Source organism: Nocardioides alcanivorans, from assembly GCF_021555175.1.
Lineage (GTDB): Bacteria > Actinomycetota > Actinomycetes > Propionibacteriales > Nocardioidaceae > Nocardioides > Nocardioides alcanivorans.
In genome coordinates, this window is record NZ_JAKGRW010000032.1 from 1 (window position 1) to 13,643 (window position 13,643).

The 13,643-nt window shown below is 67.9% G+C and carries 17 protein-coding genes and 1 pseudogene; 7 read left to right on the forward strand and 11 right to left on the reverse strand.

What is annotated here, in order from left to right; all coding sequences use genetic code 11:
* Positions 1 to 74: 74 nt before the first annotated feature.
* Positions 75 to 422, reverse strand: coding sequence for an MGMT family protein (locus L1066_RS26895; RefSeq protein WP_235737327.1), 348 nt, complete (start codon positions 420 to 422; stop codon positions 75 to 77).
* A gap of 74 nt (positions 423 to 496) precedes the next feature.
* Between L1066_RS26895 and L1066_RS16310 the strand changes: the two genes are divergently transcribed.
* A complete protein-coding gene (locus L1066_RS16310) occupies positions 497 to 2,056 on the forward strand; it encodes a sulfatase-like hydrolase/transferase (protein WP_235737328.1) in 1,560 nt (519 codons plus the stop codon).
* Between the two features lie 10 nt (positions 2,057 to 2,066).
* On the opposite strand, the gene L1066_RS16315 is transcribed toward L1066_RS16310, so the two are convergent.
* Positions 2,067 to 3,011, reverse strand: a complete 945-nt coding sequence (locus L1066_RS16315) for a formylglycine-generating enzyme family protein (RefSeq protein ID WP_235737329.1) — start codon at positions 3,009 to 3,011, stop codon at positions 2,067 to 2,069.
* Positions 3,011 to 4,228, reverse strand: a complete 1,218-nt coding sequence (moeZ, locus tag L1066_RS16320; protein WP_235737330.1) for an adenylyltransferase/sulfurtransferase MoeZ — start codon at positions 4,226 to 4,228, stop codon at positions 3,011 to 3,013. The genes L1066_RS16315 and moeZ overlap by 1 nt, the downstream gene beginning before the upstream one ends.
* 303 nt (positions 4,229 to 4,531) lie before the next feature.
* On the opposite strand from moeZ, the gene L1066_RS16325 reads away from it, so the two are divergent.
* From L1066_RS16325 to L1066_RS16335, 3 genes are read left to right on the forward strand one after another with little or no spacing between them, the layout of a single operon-like run.
* The gene (locus L1066_RS16325) at positions 4,532 to 5,032 is read left to right on the forward strand and encodes a TetR/AcrR family transcriptional regulator (RefSeq protein WP_235737331.1); all 501 of its coding nucleotides are present in this window, start codon (positions 4,532 to 4,534) and stop codon (positions 5,030 to 5,032) included.
* A 42-nt stretch (positions 5,033 to 5,074) separates the two neighbouring features.
* Positions 5,075 to 5,296, forward strand: a complete 222-nt coding sequence (locus tag L1066_RS16330; RefSeq protein ID WP_235737332.1) for a DUF3107 domain-containing protein — start codon at positions 5,075 to 5,077, stop codon at positions 5,294 to 5,296.
* Between the two features lie 19 nt (positions 5,297 to 5,315).
* Entirely contained in the window at positions 5,316 to 5,588 is a 273-nt protein-coding gene (locus tag L1066_RS16335; protein ID WP_235737333.1) for a hypothetical protein, read from the forward strand.
* Here L1066_RS16335 and L1066_RS16340 read toward each other — a convergent pair.
* Genes L1066_RS16340 through L1066_RS16350 form a run of 3 tightly spaced genes read right to left on the reverse strand, consistent with a single transcriptional unit; the run spans position 5,560 to position 8,465 of the window.
* Entirely contained in the window at positions 5,560 to 7,185 is a 1,626-nt protein-coding gene (locus L1066_RS16340) for an MDR family MFS transporter (protein ID WP_235737334.1), read from the reverse strand. The genes L1066_RS16335 and L1066_RS16340 overlap by 29 nt on opposite strands.
* Entirely contained in the window at positions 7,182 to 7,664 is a 483-nt protein-coding gene (locus tag L1066_RS16345) for a MarR family winged helix-turn-helix transcriptional regulator (RefSeq protein ID WP_235737335.1), read from the reverse strand. The genes L1066_RS16340 and L1066_RS16345 overlap by 4 nt, the downstream gene beginning before the upstream one ends.
* Before the next feature lie 33 nt (positions 7,665 to 7,697).
* Positions 7,698 to 8,465 carry a ferritin-like fold-containing protein gene (locus tag L1066_RS16350; RefSeq protein ID WP_312007996.1) on the reverse strand — a complete coding sequence of 256 codons (768 nt, stop codon included), beginning with the start codon at positions 8,463 to 8,465 and terminating at the stop codon, positions 7,698 to 7,700.
* A gap of 153 nt (positions 8,466 to 8,618) precedes the next feature.
* On the opposite strand from L1066_RS16350, the gene L1066_RS16355 reads away from it, so the two are divergent.
* Entirely contained in the window at positions 8,619 to 10,079 is a 1,461-nt protein-coding gene (locus L1066_RS16355; RefSeq protein ID WP_446499912.1) for a DEAD/DEAH box helicase, read from the forward strand.
* Between the two features lie 125 nt (positions 10,080 to 10,204).
* On the opposite strand, the gene L1066_RS16360 is transcribed toward L1066_RS16355, so the two are convergent.
* The 4 genes and pseudogenes from L1066_RS16360 to L1066_RS16375 all read right to left on the reverse strand — a co-directional run.
* Positions 10,205 to 10,408, reverse strand: coding sequence for a L,D-transpeptidase (locus L1066_RS16360; protein WP_235737336.1), 204 nt, complete (start codon positions 10,406 to 10,408; stop codon positions 10,205 to 10,207).
* A gap of 217 nt (positions 10,409 to 10,625) precedes the next feature.
* Positions 10,626 to 10,844, reverse strand: coding sequence for a hypothetical protein (locus L1066_RS16365; protein ID WP_235737337.1), 219 nt, complete (start codon positions 10,842 to 10,844; stop codon positions 10,626 to 10,628).
* 80 nt (positions 10,845 to 10,924) lie between these two features.
* Positions 10,925 to 11,260: a ParA family protein gene (locus tag L1066_RS16370; RefSeq protein ID WP_235737338.1), complete on the reverse strand. Its 336-nt coding sequence runs from the start codon at positions 11,258 to 11,260 to the stop codon at positions 10,925 to 10,927.
* Positions 11,261 to 11,340: 80 nt separating this feature from the next.
* Positions 11,341 to 11,790, reverse strand: a pseudogene (locus L1066_RS16375) (ParA family protein); the annotation flags it as partial.
* Between L1066_RS16375 and L1066_RS16380 the strand changes: the two are divergent.
* Entirely contained in the window at positions 11,773 to 11,937 is a 165-nt protein-coding gene (locus L1066_RS16380) for a hypothetical protein (RefSeq protein ID WP_235737340.1), read from the forward strand. The pseudogene L1066_RS16375 and the gene L1066_RS16380 sit on opposite strands and share 18 nt — an antisense overlap.
* On the forward strand, positions 11,934 to 12,245 hold the full coding sequence (locus L1066_RS16385) for an SDR family oxidoreductase (RefSeq protein WP_235737339.1): 312 nt from the start codon (positions 11,934 to 11,936) through the stop codon (positions 12,243 to 12,245). Before L1066_RS16380 ends, L1066_RS16385 begins: the two co-directional genes overlap by 4 nt.
* 227 nt (positions 12,246 to 12,472) lie before the next feature.
* On the opposite strand, the gene L1066_RS26900 is transcribed toward L1066_RS16385, so the two are convergent.
* A complete protein-coding gene (locus L1066_RS26900; RefSeq protein ID WP_283095474.1) occupies positions 12,473 to 12,607 on the reverse strand; it encodes a hypothetical protein in 135 nt (44 codons plus the stop codon).
* Positions 12,608 to 13,643: the final 1,036 nt, after the last annotated feature.

A 13,643-nucleotide genomic window follows, 5' to 3' on the forward strand; every position in this document is an offset into this window, starting at 1 on the left:
GAGAGGACGTGACCCCAACCACAGGGCCAATCGGGCCGCCGCACGGCGGCGTCCGCGTTCACCGAAGTGGCAGGTCAGGGCCGGTTCGGGGAGTCCGAGTCGTGCGGGTCCCAGCCAGCCGTGCGCAGGTCGACCCGCTCTGGTCCGAGCATGGCCGTCCCCTCAGCCAGGTGGTTCTGCCGGGCCGCGTCCTCGTTGTGGGCCGGGAGTCGCCCGTCGGCACGCACCACCCGCCACCAAGGCACTCCCCCGCCGTGCATGGACAGGACCCGGCCGACCTGGCGGGGTCCACCCGTCCCAGTCCTCTCCCGGACGACCTCGGCGAGGTCGCCGTACGTCGTCGCCCGCCCCCAGGGGATCCGCTCGACCAAGGAGAGCACGACCTCCACGTAGTCGTCGCCGTCACTGCTCGGATTGCCCACGCCGTTGCCTCCTGCTTCGTATGCTGGCCGTTGCCCCGAGCAAAGTCTCTCCCCGATGAACACGAGGTCACCGCGTGCCACACCGTCGCTCCCGCCACCGAGCCAGGAACACAGCGGCGTGGGCCGTCGGCACCCTGCTCCTGGCCACCGGCCTCCAGGCCTGCAGCGACAATGGGGATGCGCTTCCCGACGATCTCGGGAAGCGCCCGTCGAGCTCGCAGGCCCAGGGACAGCCGCGCGCGCCCCAGGGCGCCGCCAACGTCGTCCTGATCACGGCCGACGACATGAGCATCGACGACGTGGCGCACATGCCACACCTCCAGCGGCTGGTCGGCGAACGGGGAGTGACGATCGAGGATGGGCTCGCGCCGACGCCCATCTGCGTGCCGGCCCGCGCCTCGCTCCTGACCGGCCAGTACGCGCACAACCACACGGCGCTCACCATCAACGGCCGCAACGGCGGTTTCAAGTCGTTCGAGGACGAGGACACGCTGCCCGTCTGGTTGCAGGAGGCCGGCTACGACACCCTCTTCGTCGGCAAGTACCTGAACGGTTACGGCGAGAACGACCAGACCTACCTGCCCCCGGGATGGTCCGACTTCCGAGCCAGCATCGACTACTCCACCTACAGCTTCACGGACACGTTGTTCAACGCCAACGGTCGGGTGGTGAAGCCGGCGGGCTACAGCACCGACCTGATCGCCGAGATGACCACCGAGATGCTGGCCGATCGTCCCGATCCGGACCGGCCCTTCTACCTGTGGGCGAACTACGTGGCGCCACACACCGGAGGCGGCGACGAGTCGGACGACCCCAAGGTCACCCAGAGCGATCCCGAGGCCCAGCTCGCCACCACCCGCCCGGCCGATCGTCACCGCAACACGTTCTCCGACGAGGAGCTGCCCGACGTACCCGAGATGTGGCGGGCGCCCGACAAGAGCCGTTGGGCCACCAAGAAGAAGTCGGGCGCCTATCGATCGGCCATGCGCGAGGTCAACCAACAACGCATCGAGTCGCTCCAGGCCGTGGACGAAGCCATTCGTGACACCGTGAAGGCACTCCGCAAGCAGGGGGAGCTCGACGACACCTACGTGATCGTCACGTCGGACAACGGCTTCATGACCGGGCACAACAACAAGATGGGCAAACTTCTGCCCTACGACAACTCGCTGCGCATCCCGATCCTCGTGCGTGGCCCGGGACTCCCCGAGGGCACCTCCACGGAGCTCGCGGTCACCAATCCCGACCTCGCCGCCACCATCGCCGCCCTGGCAGGAGCCGAACCCGGGCGCGTGGTCGACGGGGTGGACGTGCTGCCCTGGCTCACCGAAGGTCGCAACGGGCAACGGATCATCCCGATCGAGGCGTGGCCGCTGAACGGCGGCCGCAAGAACAAGCGGGTCTACTCAGGCATCCGGTTCGGTCCCTACACCTATGTGCTGCCCCGCGGAGGTGCACCCGAACTGTATGACCGGAGCCGGGATCCCGGCGAGCTCAAGAACGTGGCCGGGGAGCCGGCGTACGCGCAGGTCCTGGCCCAGCTCGCCGAGTGGGACGACCGCTACCGCGACTGTGCGGGACAGGAGTGCCCGACCGAGCTCGAGGAGACCGAGCTCGTCCCGGCGAAGGGCTGAGCAGTCGGCCTCAGACGTCTGACGCGCAGCGGAAGCCGATGTTGGCCGACGAGGAGTCAGGAGTGTTGCTCGAGCGCGCGGCCACCCGATAGCGGTGGCAGTAGGAGTCGTGGCAGAGGAACGAGCCGCCTCGCATCACCCGAGCGACGCCCTCGTCGGGGCCGCGAGGATCCTGGTGGGGCGACTGCGTGTAGTAGTCAGCGGCAAACCAGTCGGCACACCACTCCCAGACGTTGCCGGCCATCTGGTGCAGGCCGTAACCGTTGGGCGGGAAGGTCTTGACCGGGGCGGTGGTCAACCAACCGTCCTCCTCGGTGTTGCGCACCGGGAAGTCGCCCTGCCAGATGTTGCAGCGGTGCCGTCCGCCCGGGGTGAGTTCCTCGCCCCAGACGAAACGCTGCCCCGCGAGACCGCCGCGGGCGGCGTACTCCCACTCGGCCTCGGTGGGCAGCCGGCGTCCCGCCCAGGTGGCGTAGGCCTCGGCATCGGTGTGGGACACGTGCACCACCGGGTGGTTGGACCTGTCGCGTACGTCGCTGCTCGGCCCCTCAGGATGGCGCCAGTCGGCACCGTCGACCATCAGCCACCACTGGGCACCGGCCACCGCGCCGCGCACCGCATCGGGGTCGGAGAGCGCCAGATGGAAGACGGCCGAGAAGCCCTCGCGCTCGGCGACGGTGACATAGCCCGTGTCCTTGACGAAGGTGGAGAAGGCGGCATTGGTGACCGCGACGGGATCAATCCGGAAGGGGTGCAGCTCGACCTCGTGCACCGGGGTCTCGCCATCCGCGGGATAGCCCTCGTCGAAGTGGTCGCCCATGGCGAAGGTGCCGCCGGGCACCAATGCCTGGGCCGGGCCGCCCTTCCGGCGCCGCGAGGGCGCCGGAAGGGTGGCCGGGGTGTTGCTGGTGGGGCGCGACGGCGAGCAGCAGCCGCCGGGCTCGGAGCCGGTCATCAGTAGCTGGGCTGGCTCGGGTCGATCTGGTTGACCCACGCCACCACGCCGCCGCCGACGTGCACGGCGTTGTCGTAGCCGGCGCCCTTGACGATCGCCAGGCACTCGGCAGAACGGACGCCGGACTTGCAGTGGAGCACGACCTGCTTGTCAGCCGGCAGCTTCTCAAGAGCGCTGCCGTTGAGGAAGTCGCCCTTGGGGATGAGGACCGCACCCGGGATGTGGTTGATCTCGGCCTCGTTGGGCTCCCGCACGTCGACCAGCACGAAGTCGGCCTCGCCGCTCTCCCGCTGCTTGAGCATTGCCGCCAGATCGTGCACCGAGATCGTCGAACCGACGGCTGCGTCGGCAGCCTCCTCGGAGACCGCGCCGCAGAAGGCGTCGTAGTCGATGAGCGAGGTGACGGTGGCGTTGTCACCGCACAGTGCGCAGTTGGGGTCCTTGCGCACCTTGAGCTTGCGGTAGGACATCTCGAGTGCGTCGTAGATCATCAAACGCCCGACCAGCGGGTCACCGATGCCAGCCAGCAGCTTGATGCCTTCGTTGACCTGGATCGACCCGATCGCGGCGCAGAGCACGCCCAGCACGCCGCCCTCGGCGCACGACGGGACCATGCCGGGCGGCGGCGGCTCCGGGTAGAGGCAGCGGTAGCAGGGAGCATCGACCGAGTTGCCGTCGGTGTCGACCGCGTGCGGCCAGAAGACGGACGCCTGGCCGTCGAAGCGGTAGATCGAGCCCCACACGTAGGGGATCTTCAAGAAGTAGGCGGCGTCGTTGACCATGTAACGCGTCGCGAAGTTGTCGGTGCCGTCGAGGATCAGGTCGTAGCCCTCGAAGACCGACAGCACGTTGTCGTTGTCGAGCCGGCCCTCGTGGAGGACGACCTCGACGAGCGGGTTGATCTCCTTGATGGAGTCACGGGCCGACTGGGCCTTGGAGCGGCCGATGTCGGACTGGCCGTGGATGACCTGACGCTGCAGGTTGGACTCGTCGACCTCGTCGAACTCGGCGATGCCGATCGTGCCGACGCCGGCTGCGGCGAGGTAGAGAAGAGCAGGCGAGCCGAGGCCGCCGGCACCGATGACCAGCACCTTGGCGTTCTTGAGTCGCTTCTGGCCGGCCATGCCCACGTCGGGGATGATCAGGTGGCGGCTGTAGCGACGCACCTCGTCGATGGTCAGCTCGTCCGCGGGTTCCACGAGCGCTGGGAATGACACGGGTGATCTCCTCGATCGGTTCTTCAGGGGACATCCGCACAACGCGGACCTCGTCCTCCATGTTCCCCAGCGACGCAAGTGGCGGCGTACCCATCCCGTCATGCGGACGCAGCACGGTCGGCACAGCCTTGTAGGCTGCGATTCGGCCGGCAGGTGTCCGGCGCGGAGAGGGGCAGGTGTGAGCGACGAATCCGGTCTGGTTGCCAGACCACGCGGAGGCCGACTCCCCGTCGCGCGCGACGGGCCCAGCTGCTCGAGTCCGCACTCGAGGTCTTCGTCGCCAACGGCTACCACAACACCGGCATGGACGACATCGCCGACCGGGCGGGCGTCTCCAAGCCCGTGCTCTACCAGCACTTCCCGGGCAAGCAGGAGCTCTACATGGCCTTGCTGGAGACGTCCTGCGACGCCATCATCGCCAGCTGCCGCCGAGCCTTGGAGTCCACGGACGACAACAAGCTCCGCGTCGCGGCGGCGATGACAGCCTTCTACGAGTACGTCGGCTCCGAGTCAGGCGCGTTCCGTCTCGTCTTCGAGTCCGACCTGACCAACGAGCCGGCCGTGCGCGCCCTGGTCGACCGGGTCACGGTCGACTGCGCGGAGATGATCACCGACGTGATCCGTGAGGACACCGGCCTGTCGGTGACTGCGGCGAACCTGCTGGCCGTCTCCCTGGTCGGCATGGCCCAGGTGAGCGCACGCTTCTGGACCGATGACCCCGGCGACTTGAGCCGCGAGGAAGCCGCCGCCCTCGTTGCCGGCCTCGCCTGGCGCGGCATCGCCGGATACCCCAAGCACGACTGACCACCTTCCCCGTCGGGGACAAGAACACGAAGGACAAAACTCATGGAGATCAAGATCGGAATCCAGCAGTCGGCGCGAGAGATCGTGCTCGACGTGGACACGACCGCGGCCGACGTCGAAGCCCGCGTGGCCGAGGCAGTCTCCAGCGACGGCCTGCTGTCGCTCACCGACATCAAGGGCCGCAGCGTCCTGGTTCCCAGTGCCCGCCTCGCCTACGTCGAGATCGGCTCGAGCACCGTGGGCACGGTCGGCTTCCGCTCCTGACCACCACCGACCAGCAGCGATGAAGCTCGATGACCTGCTCCTGGCGCTGGTGGGCGGTGTCGTCATCGGCTGCATCGCCCGGGCGCTGTGGCCGACCCTGGCCCTCTGGGCCGCAGTCATCCTCGGCTTTCTCGGGATGGTCACCGGAACGGTGATCTATCTCGACGTGTTCGGCTTCGCCCCCGACACGCCCAACATCGACTGGTGGCGACACATCTGGCAGGTCGCCACGGGGGTCGGGCTGGTCGCGCTGGTGGCAGCGATCAGTCGGAAGCTCCCGTTCCCTCGGTGACGGCCGCCGGTGCCTCGCCGGTCCGGTCCTCGTCCTCGGCCGCGACCGGGTCCTCCTTGGCGACGGTGGTGCGCAACTCGGTGCGTGGCATCCGCCAGATCGCCACGAGGGTGACGACAGCGAACGCGGCGGCGATCACGAAGATCACGCCGATGTCGTCACCGTAGGCGTGCCGTACGGCGGTCGCAGCGGCAGCCGGCATGTGCTCGAGGTCGAGCCCACCACCCTGTGCGATCTGGCCCGCTTCCTCGGGGGTGATCTTGCCGCTCGCCACGAGGTCCTTGATCGACTCGGCCGAGGTGTCGGCGACGCGATTGCTGAGGATCGCTCCGAGAACGGCGATGCCGATCGTGCCGCCCAGGGAGCGGAAGAAGCTGACCACCCCGCTGGCGGCGCCGATGTCGGTGACGTCCACGGTGTTCTGGACCACGAGCACGAGGTTCTGCATCAACGCGCCCTGCCCCAGTCCCATGAGGATCATGAAGGCGCTCAGGTGCCACATCGGCGTCGTGTGATCGGTGAGTCCCATCAGCGCGAGGCCGACGATCAACGAGGTGGCGCCCGCCAGCATGACCGGCTTCCACCGCCCGGTCCTGGTGATGATCTGACCCGAACCGGTGGCTCCGATCATGCTGCCCAGGATCAACGGCAGCATGAGCAGGCCGGCCTCCGTCGGCGAATAGGCCTGCGCCGTCTGGAAGAACTGGCTCAGGAAGACCGAGGTGCCGAACTGGGCGATGCCGACGGCAATGCTCGCGATGATCGCCAGCATGGTCGTGAGCTCGAGCAGGATCCGCGGCGGCACCAGCGGCTCGGGGTGCTTGCGCTCGATGAGGATCGCAGCCATGAGAGCGAGCAGGGTGCCCGCGAGGAACATGCCCGACTCGCGCGAGACCCAGTCGTAGTCCTTGCCCGCGAACGACACCCAGATCAACGGCAGCGACGCGGCGACCGAGATGAAGAGTGCCCCCCACCAGTCGATCCGAGCCGGACGGCGGACGGTTTCGATGTGCAGGAACTTCTGCAGCACCGCGAGACCGGCCAAGGAGATTGGGACCGCGACGAAGAAGCACCAGCGCCATCCGGCCAGGTCGACGATCACGCCGCCGAGCAACGGGCCCGAGACGGTGGCGACAGCCATGACGGCCGCCATGTAGCCGGCGTACCGACCGCGCTCACGCGGAGCAATGATGGTGCCGAGGATCGCCTGGGTCAGGGCCATCAGACCACCGACACCGAGGCCCTGCAGGCCGCGGGCGGCGAGCAGCTGCGGGACGCTCTGCACCAGGCTGGCGGCGAGGGAGCCGAGCAGGAAGAGCACGCCCGCGATCTGCACGAGCATCTTCTTGTCGAAGAGGTCCGACAGCTTGGACCAGATCGGACTGGACACGGTCATGGCGAGCAAGGTCGCGGTGACGACCCACGTGTACTGGGTCTGGTTGCCGTCCAGGTCGGCGATGATCGTGGGCAGCGCCGTACTGACGATCGTGGAGCTGAGCATCGCCACGAAGAGCATCGCGAGGAGGCCCGCGAGGACCTCGAGCACTTCCTTGTGGCTCAGTGCTCTGGGCGTGGGGGTGGAGGTGGGGCCAGTCATGCGGTGCCTTCGAGCTCGGTGCTGGGGACAGCGGGGTTCAGGGAATGGTTCAAGTCAGTGAGCAACCTGACGAGGGTGGTGAGATCGGGTTCGGCCCACGCATCCATGCGGGTGCCCACGTGATCAACGAAGCCGGACCAGAGGCTGCTCAACCGGTCACGCCCATGAGCAGTGATGTCGATCAGGTCGGCACGGGCATCGGCTGGATCACTGCGCCGAGTCACCAGCCCGTCCGCTACGAGGGTGGTCAGCTGCCGACTCACCACGGACGGTCCGACGAACAGTCGCTCCGCGATCGTTCCGGGCCGCAGCGGCCCGTGCTCGGCGAGTTGGCGGAGCAACGGGATGTCTGCACGTCGCAGGCCCTCCACCTTGATGACCTCGCGCTGACTCAGGGAACGCAGCGTCCTTGTCGTCGACAACAGCGCAGTGGTCAGTTCCTCGATCGCTGCGTCGCGCGCCACTACTTCATTGACCATGACAACTATTTCAACACCCAACCATTGCCTAAGTCAAATGAAAGCGGCCACCGTCACGTGACGGTGGCCGCAGCGATGAAGCAGTCGGTCAGTGGGCGAGACCGAGATCCGCCATCCGTGCGGCGTGCTTCTCGGTGAGCCGGCTGAACATCCGGCCGAGGGCGGCCAGGTCCATGCCCGGCCGGTCCACTCCACCGGCCAGCAGTGCTGAGAGCGCGTCACGCTCGGCCGCAACCCCCTGGGCCTGCGTGAGCGCCTCCCCATCAGGCGCCGTCCCCACAACGCCAACCGCCCTGAGACCCGGTGGTCCTCCTCGATCGCTGCGCGGACCTTCTCGACGACGAAGGCACTGTGCTGGGTGCGTTCGAGCGAGGACAGGATCAACTCGCGGGTGTCGACGTCGACGAAGGCAGCGATCTCCCGATAGAAGTCCCGAGCCAACCCGTCACCGACATAGGCCTTCACCAAGGACTCCAACCAGTTGGAGGGTGCGGTGTGCTGGTGGAAGCGGTCGAGCGGCTCCCGGAACGGCGTCATCGCCTCGAACGGATCGGCGCCCAGCTCGACGAGTCGATCGCGCAGCCGGAGCACGTCGTTGAACTCCGCCGACGCCATCGTCCCCAGGGCCACCTTGTCCTCGAGGCTCGGGGCCAGGCGGGTGTCTTCGGCGAGCCGCTCGAAGGCAGAGAGCTCGCCGTAGGCGATGACGGCCAAGAGGTCGACGACCGCCGCCCGATAACCGGGATCGGAGAACGCAATGGGGCTCTGACCGGGCACTTCTTCGGGCGACGATTCAGTCATGCGTGCAGGGTACCGATAGACTTGACCTGTGCGTGCCACGTGGTGGCACCCCCGGCGACGCCCCGGCGTCACTCATCGCCCGCCGCCGGCGCATGTGCGCGGTCGCCCCTGAGCTGGCCGCCCAGACCTACTCAAGGAAGCGAACTTCACAGCGTGACCACCTTCAGAGATATCGGGGTCCACCCCGAGATCGCCGACGCCCTCGAGCGTTCCGGCATCACCAGCCCCTTCCCGATCCAGGAGATGACCCTGTCGGTCGCCCTCATGGGCACCGACCTCATCGGCCAGGCCCGGACCGGCACCGGCAAGACCCTTGCCTTCGGCATCCCGGTGCTCCAGCGCACCGTCGTGCAGCACGATCCCGACTACGTCGAACTCGCCCAGGGCAAGCCCCAGGCACTCGTGGTCGCCCCCACTCGCGAGCTCGCCCTCCAGGTCTCCTCGGACCTCGAGATGGCCGGCAAGGACCGCGGCGTCCGGGTGCTCACCGTCTACGGCGGCGTGGGCTATGACTCGCAGCTCGACACGCTCGAGTCCGGCGTCGACGTCGTGGTCGGCACGCCGGGTCGGCTCATCGACCTCGCCAACCGCAAGGCCCTCGACCTCTCCCACGTGAAGAGCGTGGTTCTCGACGAAGCAGACGAGATGCTCGACCTCGGCTTCCTCCCCGACGTGGAGAAGTTGCTGTCGAAGACGCCCGAGACCCGGCAGACCATGCTCTTCTCGGCAACGATGCCTGCAGCGATCATCGCCCTGGCCCGCACTCACATGCGGCACCCGATGAACATCCGCGCGGAGGCCCAGGACGACAACCAGACCGTCCCTGCGACGGCACAGTTCATCTACCAGGCCCACGACCTCGACAAGCCCGAGATCATCGGCCGGATCCTCCAGGCAGACGACGCCGAGAAGGTCATCGTCTTCACCCGGACCAAGCGTCAGGCCCAGCGCATCGCCGACGACCTGGCCGAGCGTGGCTTCAAGACTGCTCCGCTCCACGGTGACATGGCGCAGGTCGCCCGCGAGAAGGCCATGACCAAGTTCCGCGAGAACAAGCTCAAGGTGCTCGTCGCCACCGATGTCGCGGCGCGAGGAATCGATGTCGCGGGCGTCTCCCACGTCATCAACTACACCTGCCCCGAGGACGACAAGACCTATGTGCACCGCATCGGCCGCACCGGGCGCGCGGGAGCCAGCGGGGTCGCGGTCACCTTCGTCGACTGGGCCGACGTGACTCGCTGGAAGGTCATCAACAAGTCCTTGGACCTCCCCTTCGACGAGCCACAGGAGACCTACTCCACCTCGGAGCACCTCTTCACCGACCTGGGCATCGCACCCGGCACCAAGGGCCGGATCGTGGAGAGCAGCCCCTCAGGAGCGGCCCGCACGACAGGAGCGCACCGAGCGCCCGAAGCGCGACCGCAGCCGCAGCCGCACCCAGGGCGGACGCCCCGTCGAGGGCGGCACCGAGCAGCCCAGCTGCTGCCGCCCCGACGGCCGAGGACGGCGAGGGCGAAGCGCCCCGTCGGCGTCGTCGGCGTCCGCAAGCCCAGCGGCGCGGGCAGCCAGCCCGAGGTGGCACCGGCCACCGCCACCGCCACCGCCACCGACTGATGCAGCTCCACGCCGGGACACACTCTGCGATAGTCCCGGACGAATTCGTCGCCCTCCCGCAAGCGGGAGCTACAAATTCGTCCGGGACTATCCCGATTTCAGGGGGTGGATCGTCCCGCCGCAGCTCACGCGACGACGACGACGGAGGTGCCGAGCGGGGCGAACTCCCAGAGGGCGACGGCATCCTCGCTGCGCTGCCTGATGCAGCCGTGCGACAGGGGCTGGCCGAGCTCGTCCTCGGTCTGCACCGCCTTGCCGTCGGAGACCGGGATGTCGTGGAATCCGATGGCTGCCCGCGGACCCCGCGCGAAACGGACGAAGTGGCGCATCGTGCCGGAGTCGTCGATGCCCCAAGCCTGCTCCGAGCGGGGAAGACCGAGTAGCTACCGGGGTCGAGGTTGTCGTAGACACTCCCGGAAACCAGGTAGGTGCGTTCGACCGCCTCGTCGGCGGCGATCAACCAGACCCGCTGACGCTCCTGGCTGAAGACGATTCGACGCCCCTGGCCCGAGTCCGCAGGAACCGCATCGGACGGCAGCGGAGCCATCACCGCCTGCGCGGCGCTGGCCGGACCAGCACCGGTTCGGCGACGGTGGCGGGCGCCCCGCCGCCAGGATCCGAGTCGAGCGATCCGGAGATCGCCGCCGGCGTCACCTGCGGAGGCACCAGCCCGACCCCGGCCCCCACCACCGCACCAGTGGCCAGCACCGCGACCAGGCTCAGCCAGGCGCGGGAACGGCGACGAGGAGCGCGATGTCGTGACATCGTCAGGCGGAACCGTCGCGGCGACGCAGCAGGGCAGCAGCAACCTCACGATAGGCAGCAGCGCGCCTTGCTGGTGCGACTCATCGCGAGGATCGATCGGCCGGCGGCAGGGTGCCTCGGCGAGCTTGATGGTCTTGGGGATGGGAGGCTCCATGACCTCCAGGTCGTAGGTCTCGGCGATGGTGTCCAGCACTCGGCGCGCATGGTTGGTGCGGCCGTCGAAGAGCGTGGGCAGCACACCCCAGACCTCGAGCGCACGGCTGGTGAAGCGCCGTACGTCGTGGACGGTGTCGAGGAGTTGGCCGACGCCACGGTGGGGAGAGCGTCTCGCACTGCAACGGGATGAGGACCCCGTCTGCTGCGGTGAGGGCGGCCACGGTGAGGACACCGAGCGAGGGCGGGCAGTCGAGGAGCACCCAGTCGTAGTGCTCCCCGTCTGCTCCAGGTCGTCGAGCGCCGTCTTGATGACGTGTTCCCGGCCGGTGCGGGTCAACAGGTCCGCCTCGGCACGAGCCAGCTCGATCGTGGCCGGGAGTATCTCCACTCCGTCGTGGGTGTCGAGCCGGACCTCGCGGGCGTCGAGGCCCTTCGTCAGAACGTGGTGGACGGAGAGCTCGAGGTCCTCCGGGTCGATGCCCAAGGAGAACGTCAGGCAGGCCTGCGGGTCGAGATCGACCAACAACACACGCTGCCCCAGCTCGGCGAGCGCCGCACCGAGAGAGGCGACCGTCGTGGTCTTGGCGACGCCACCCTTCTGGTTGGCGATCGCGAGCGTTGTCCCAGTCGTTGGCTCCATCATGCCCGACGCGGTTGCGATCGCCCATGGGCACCTGAATGCTGGGCACATGACCAGCTCCAGCACACTGCCCTCCGGTCTGCACTCGTCACCGGTGCCACGGCCGGCATTGGACACGAGTTCGCCGTCCAGCTGGCCCGACGCGGCCATCCCCTGGTGCTGGTCGCCCGTGACGAGGCGCGCCTGGAGGCAGTCGCCGAGCGGCTCCGTCGACCACCGGGCAAGAGGTGGGGGTACTGCCTGCCGACCTGGTGGATCGGGCTCAACTGGATCGGGTCGCGGAGCGCCTGCAAGTGATCGTGAGCGTCGGTCGAGGTGCTGGTCAACAACGCAGGCTTCGGCCTCAACAACGCTTCCTCGACAACGACGTGGAGGCCGAGCAGCAGATGCTCGACATCTTGGTGCGCCTGTCGCATGCCTTGGGGACGATGACCGAGCGCGGCAGGGGTGCCGTCGTCAGCGTCTCCAGCATCGCATCGTTCCTGCCGCGCAGCGGCCACCGGCGGAGCCTGGGTGAACAGCTTCAGCGAGTGGGCCCTGATCACGCCAGCTGCAGGGTCCAGGTCTGGCGCTTGTGCCCGGGATTCGTGAAGACCGAGTTCTGACGGATGGATGTCGCGCGACTCGGCACCGGGTTTCTGTGGCTGGAGGCCGGGCCGTGCAGGACCCTTGTCGACCTGGACCGGGGCCGGGTATCCGTGCCGAGCAATACAAGCCAGTCGTCACCGCGACCAGGATCGTCCTCGCAGCCTTCAGCGGGCGCAGGCCCTCGACCCCTTCACCCTGCGGCGACCAACCCGCTCATATCACCAGCACGAAGGCACGGACCGCGTCAGCCATCTGCGGCAATCGCCGAGAGCAGAAAGGCCGCGATCTTGGTGATGAGCAGCCCCGCCCTCGCGGATGAGCTTCGCCAGTCCGCGAGAAGCGCATCAGCCACATCGATGCTGGCGACGATGCCGACCACGAGCGTCACATCGAATTTGAAGTCGAAGCTCTACCGAACAGCATGGTATGCCACGATCGCGCCGGGGCCGGCCAGCAACGGGACCAATTGCCACGTTCGTGTCGCCGGACCCGGCCATCGAGAACGTGTTGTGCAGGCAGCTGCGAGTGCGGCAACAACAGCGAAGTCCGCCCGCGCCCTGCGGAATCGAGATGTGCATGTAGCGCAGAGCGCGTGACCGAAGGGGTGACCCGGGCGGCGACAGCCTGCCATGCGCATGATCGGCAGCGACCAGCGGTCAGCGAGAGCGGGATCCATGATGACGAACAAGATGAAGACCTCAGTGAGCGCATCACGACATTGATCACCGAGTCCACGACGCCTCCGGAAACCTCGTCGTACGGAGAATGTATGTTGCATCGCGGTTCGACGAAATCATGCCGACCGACCTCGCGGCAACGAGTTCTCCATCACACCGTCACCAGACAGGCGCGGGGTCACCGAAAGGCAACTCCAGGAGACCGGGGCCCTGGTCCGAAGACGTCAATGGCGCGAACTGACCTACCACCAGCAACGCCGACATAGGTTGCAGCACCAGCCATCCATCGACCGTCCACCTCACCTGCTACCACCTTTGGCGCCCTGATGGATCGATGCCCCCGTCACGGGCCAGAAGTACGGCCGGGTGCGTGACCCGCGAGCGCGACCGCTCCATCGATGGGCCCCAGGATCCGTGTGCACGAGCCGGAGACCCGCCCAGGCCACACCCGCCTCCTCGCACCACGGGGACCTCGACGAGTCACAATTTCCGGCAGCGGAGCCATCGTCGCCGTGGCCGCTCTCCGTCGTGCGTCGAAGTCGGTCACCCACCGCGGTCGGGAGGGGCCAGGGCGCTTTCGTCGGGAACCCGGCACCCACATGAGATGCTGACTGAAGGCGTCGTAGCCGCTGTGGACGGCGCGCGCGGACACCGAGCCATTACACGCTACCGTCGCCATGCTTCTCAGGACTCGCCGCGCAGGGCAACCGACCTGCAAGGACACCCCACCGTCGGTCC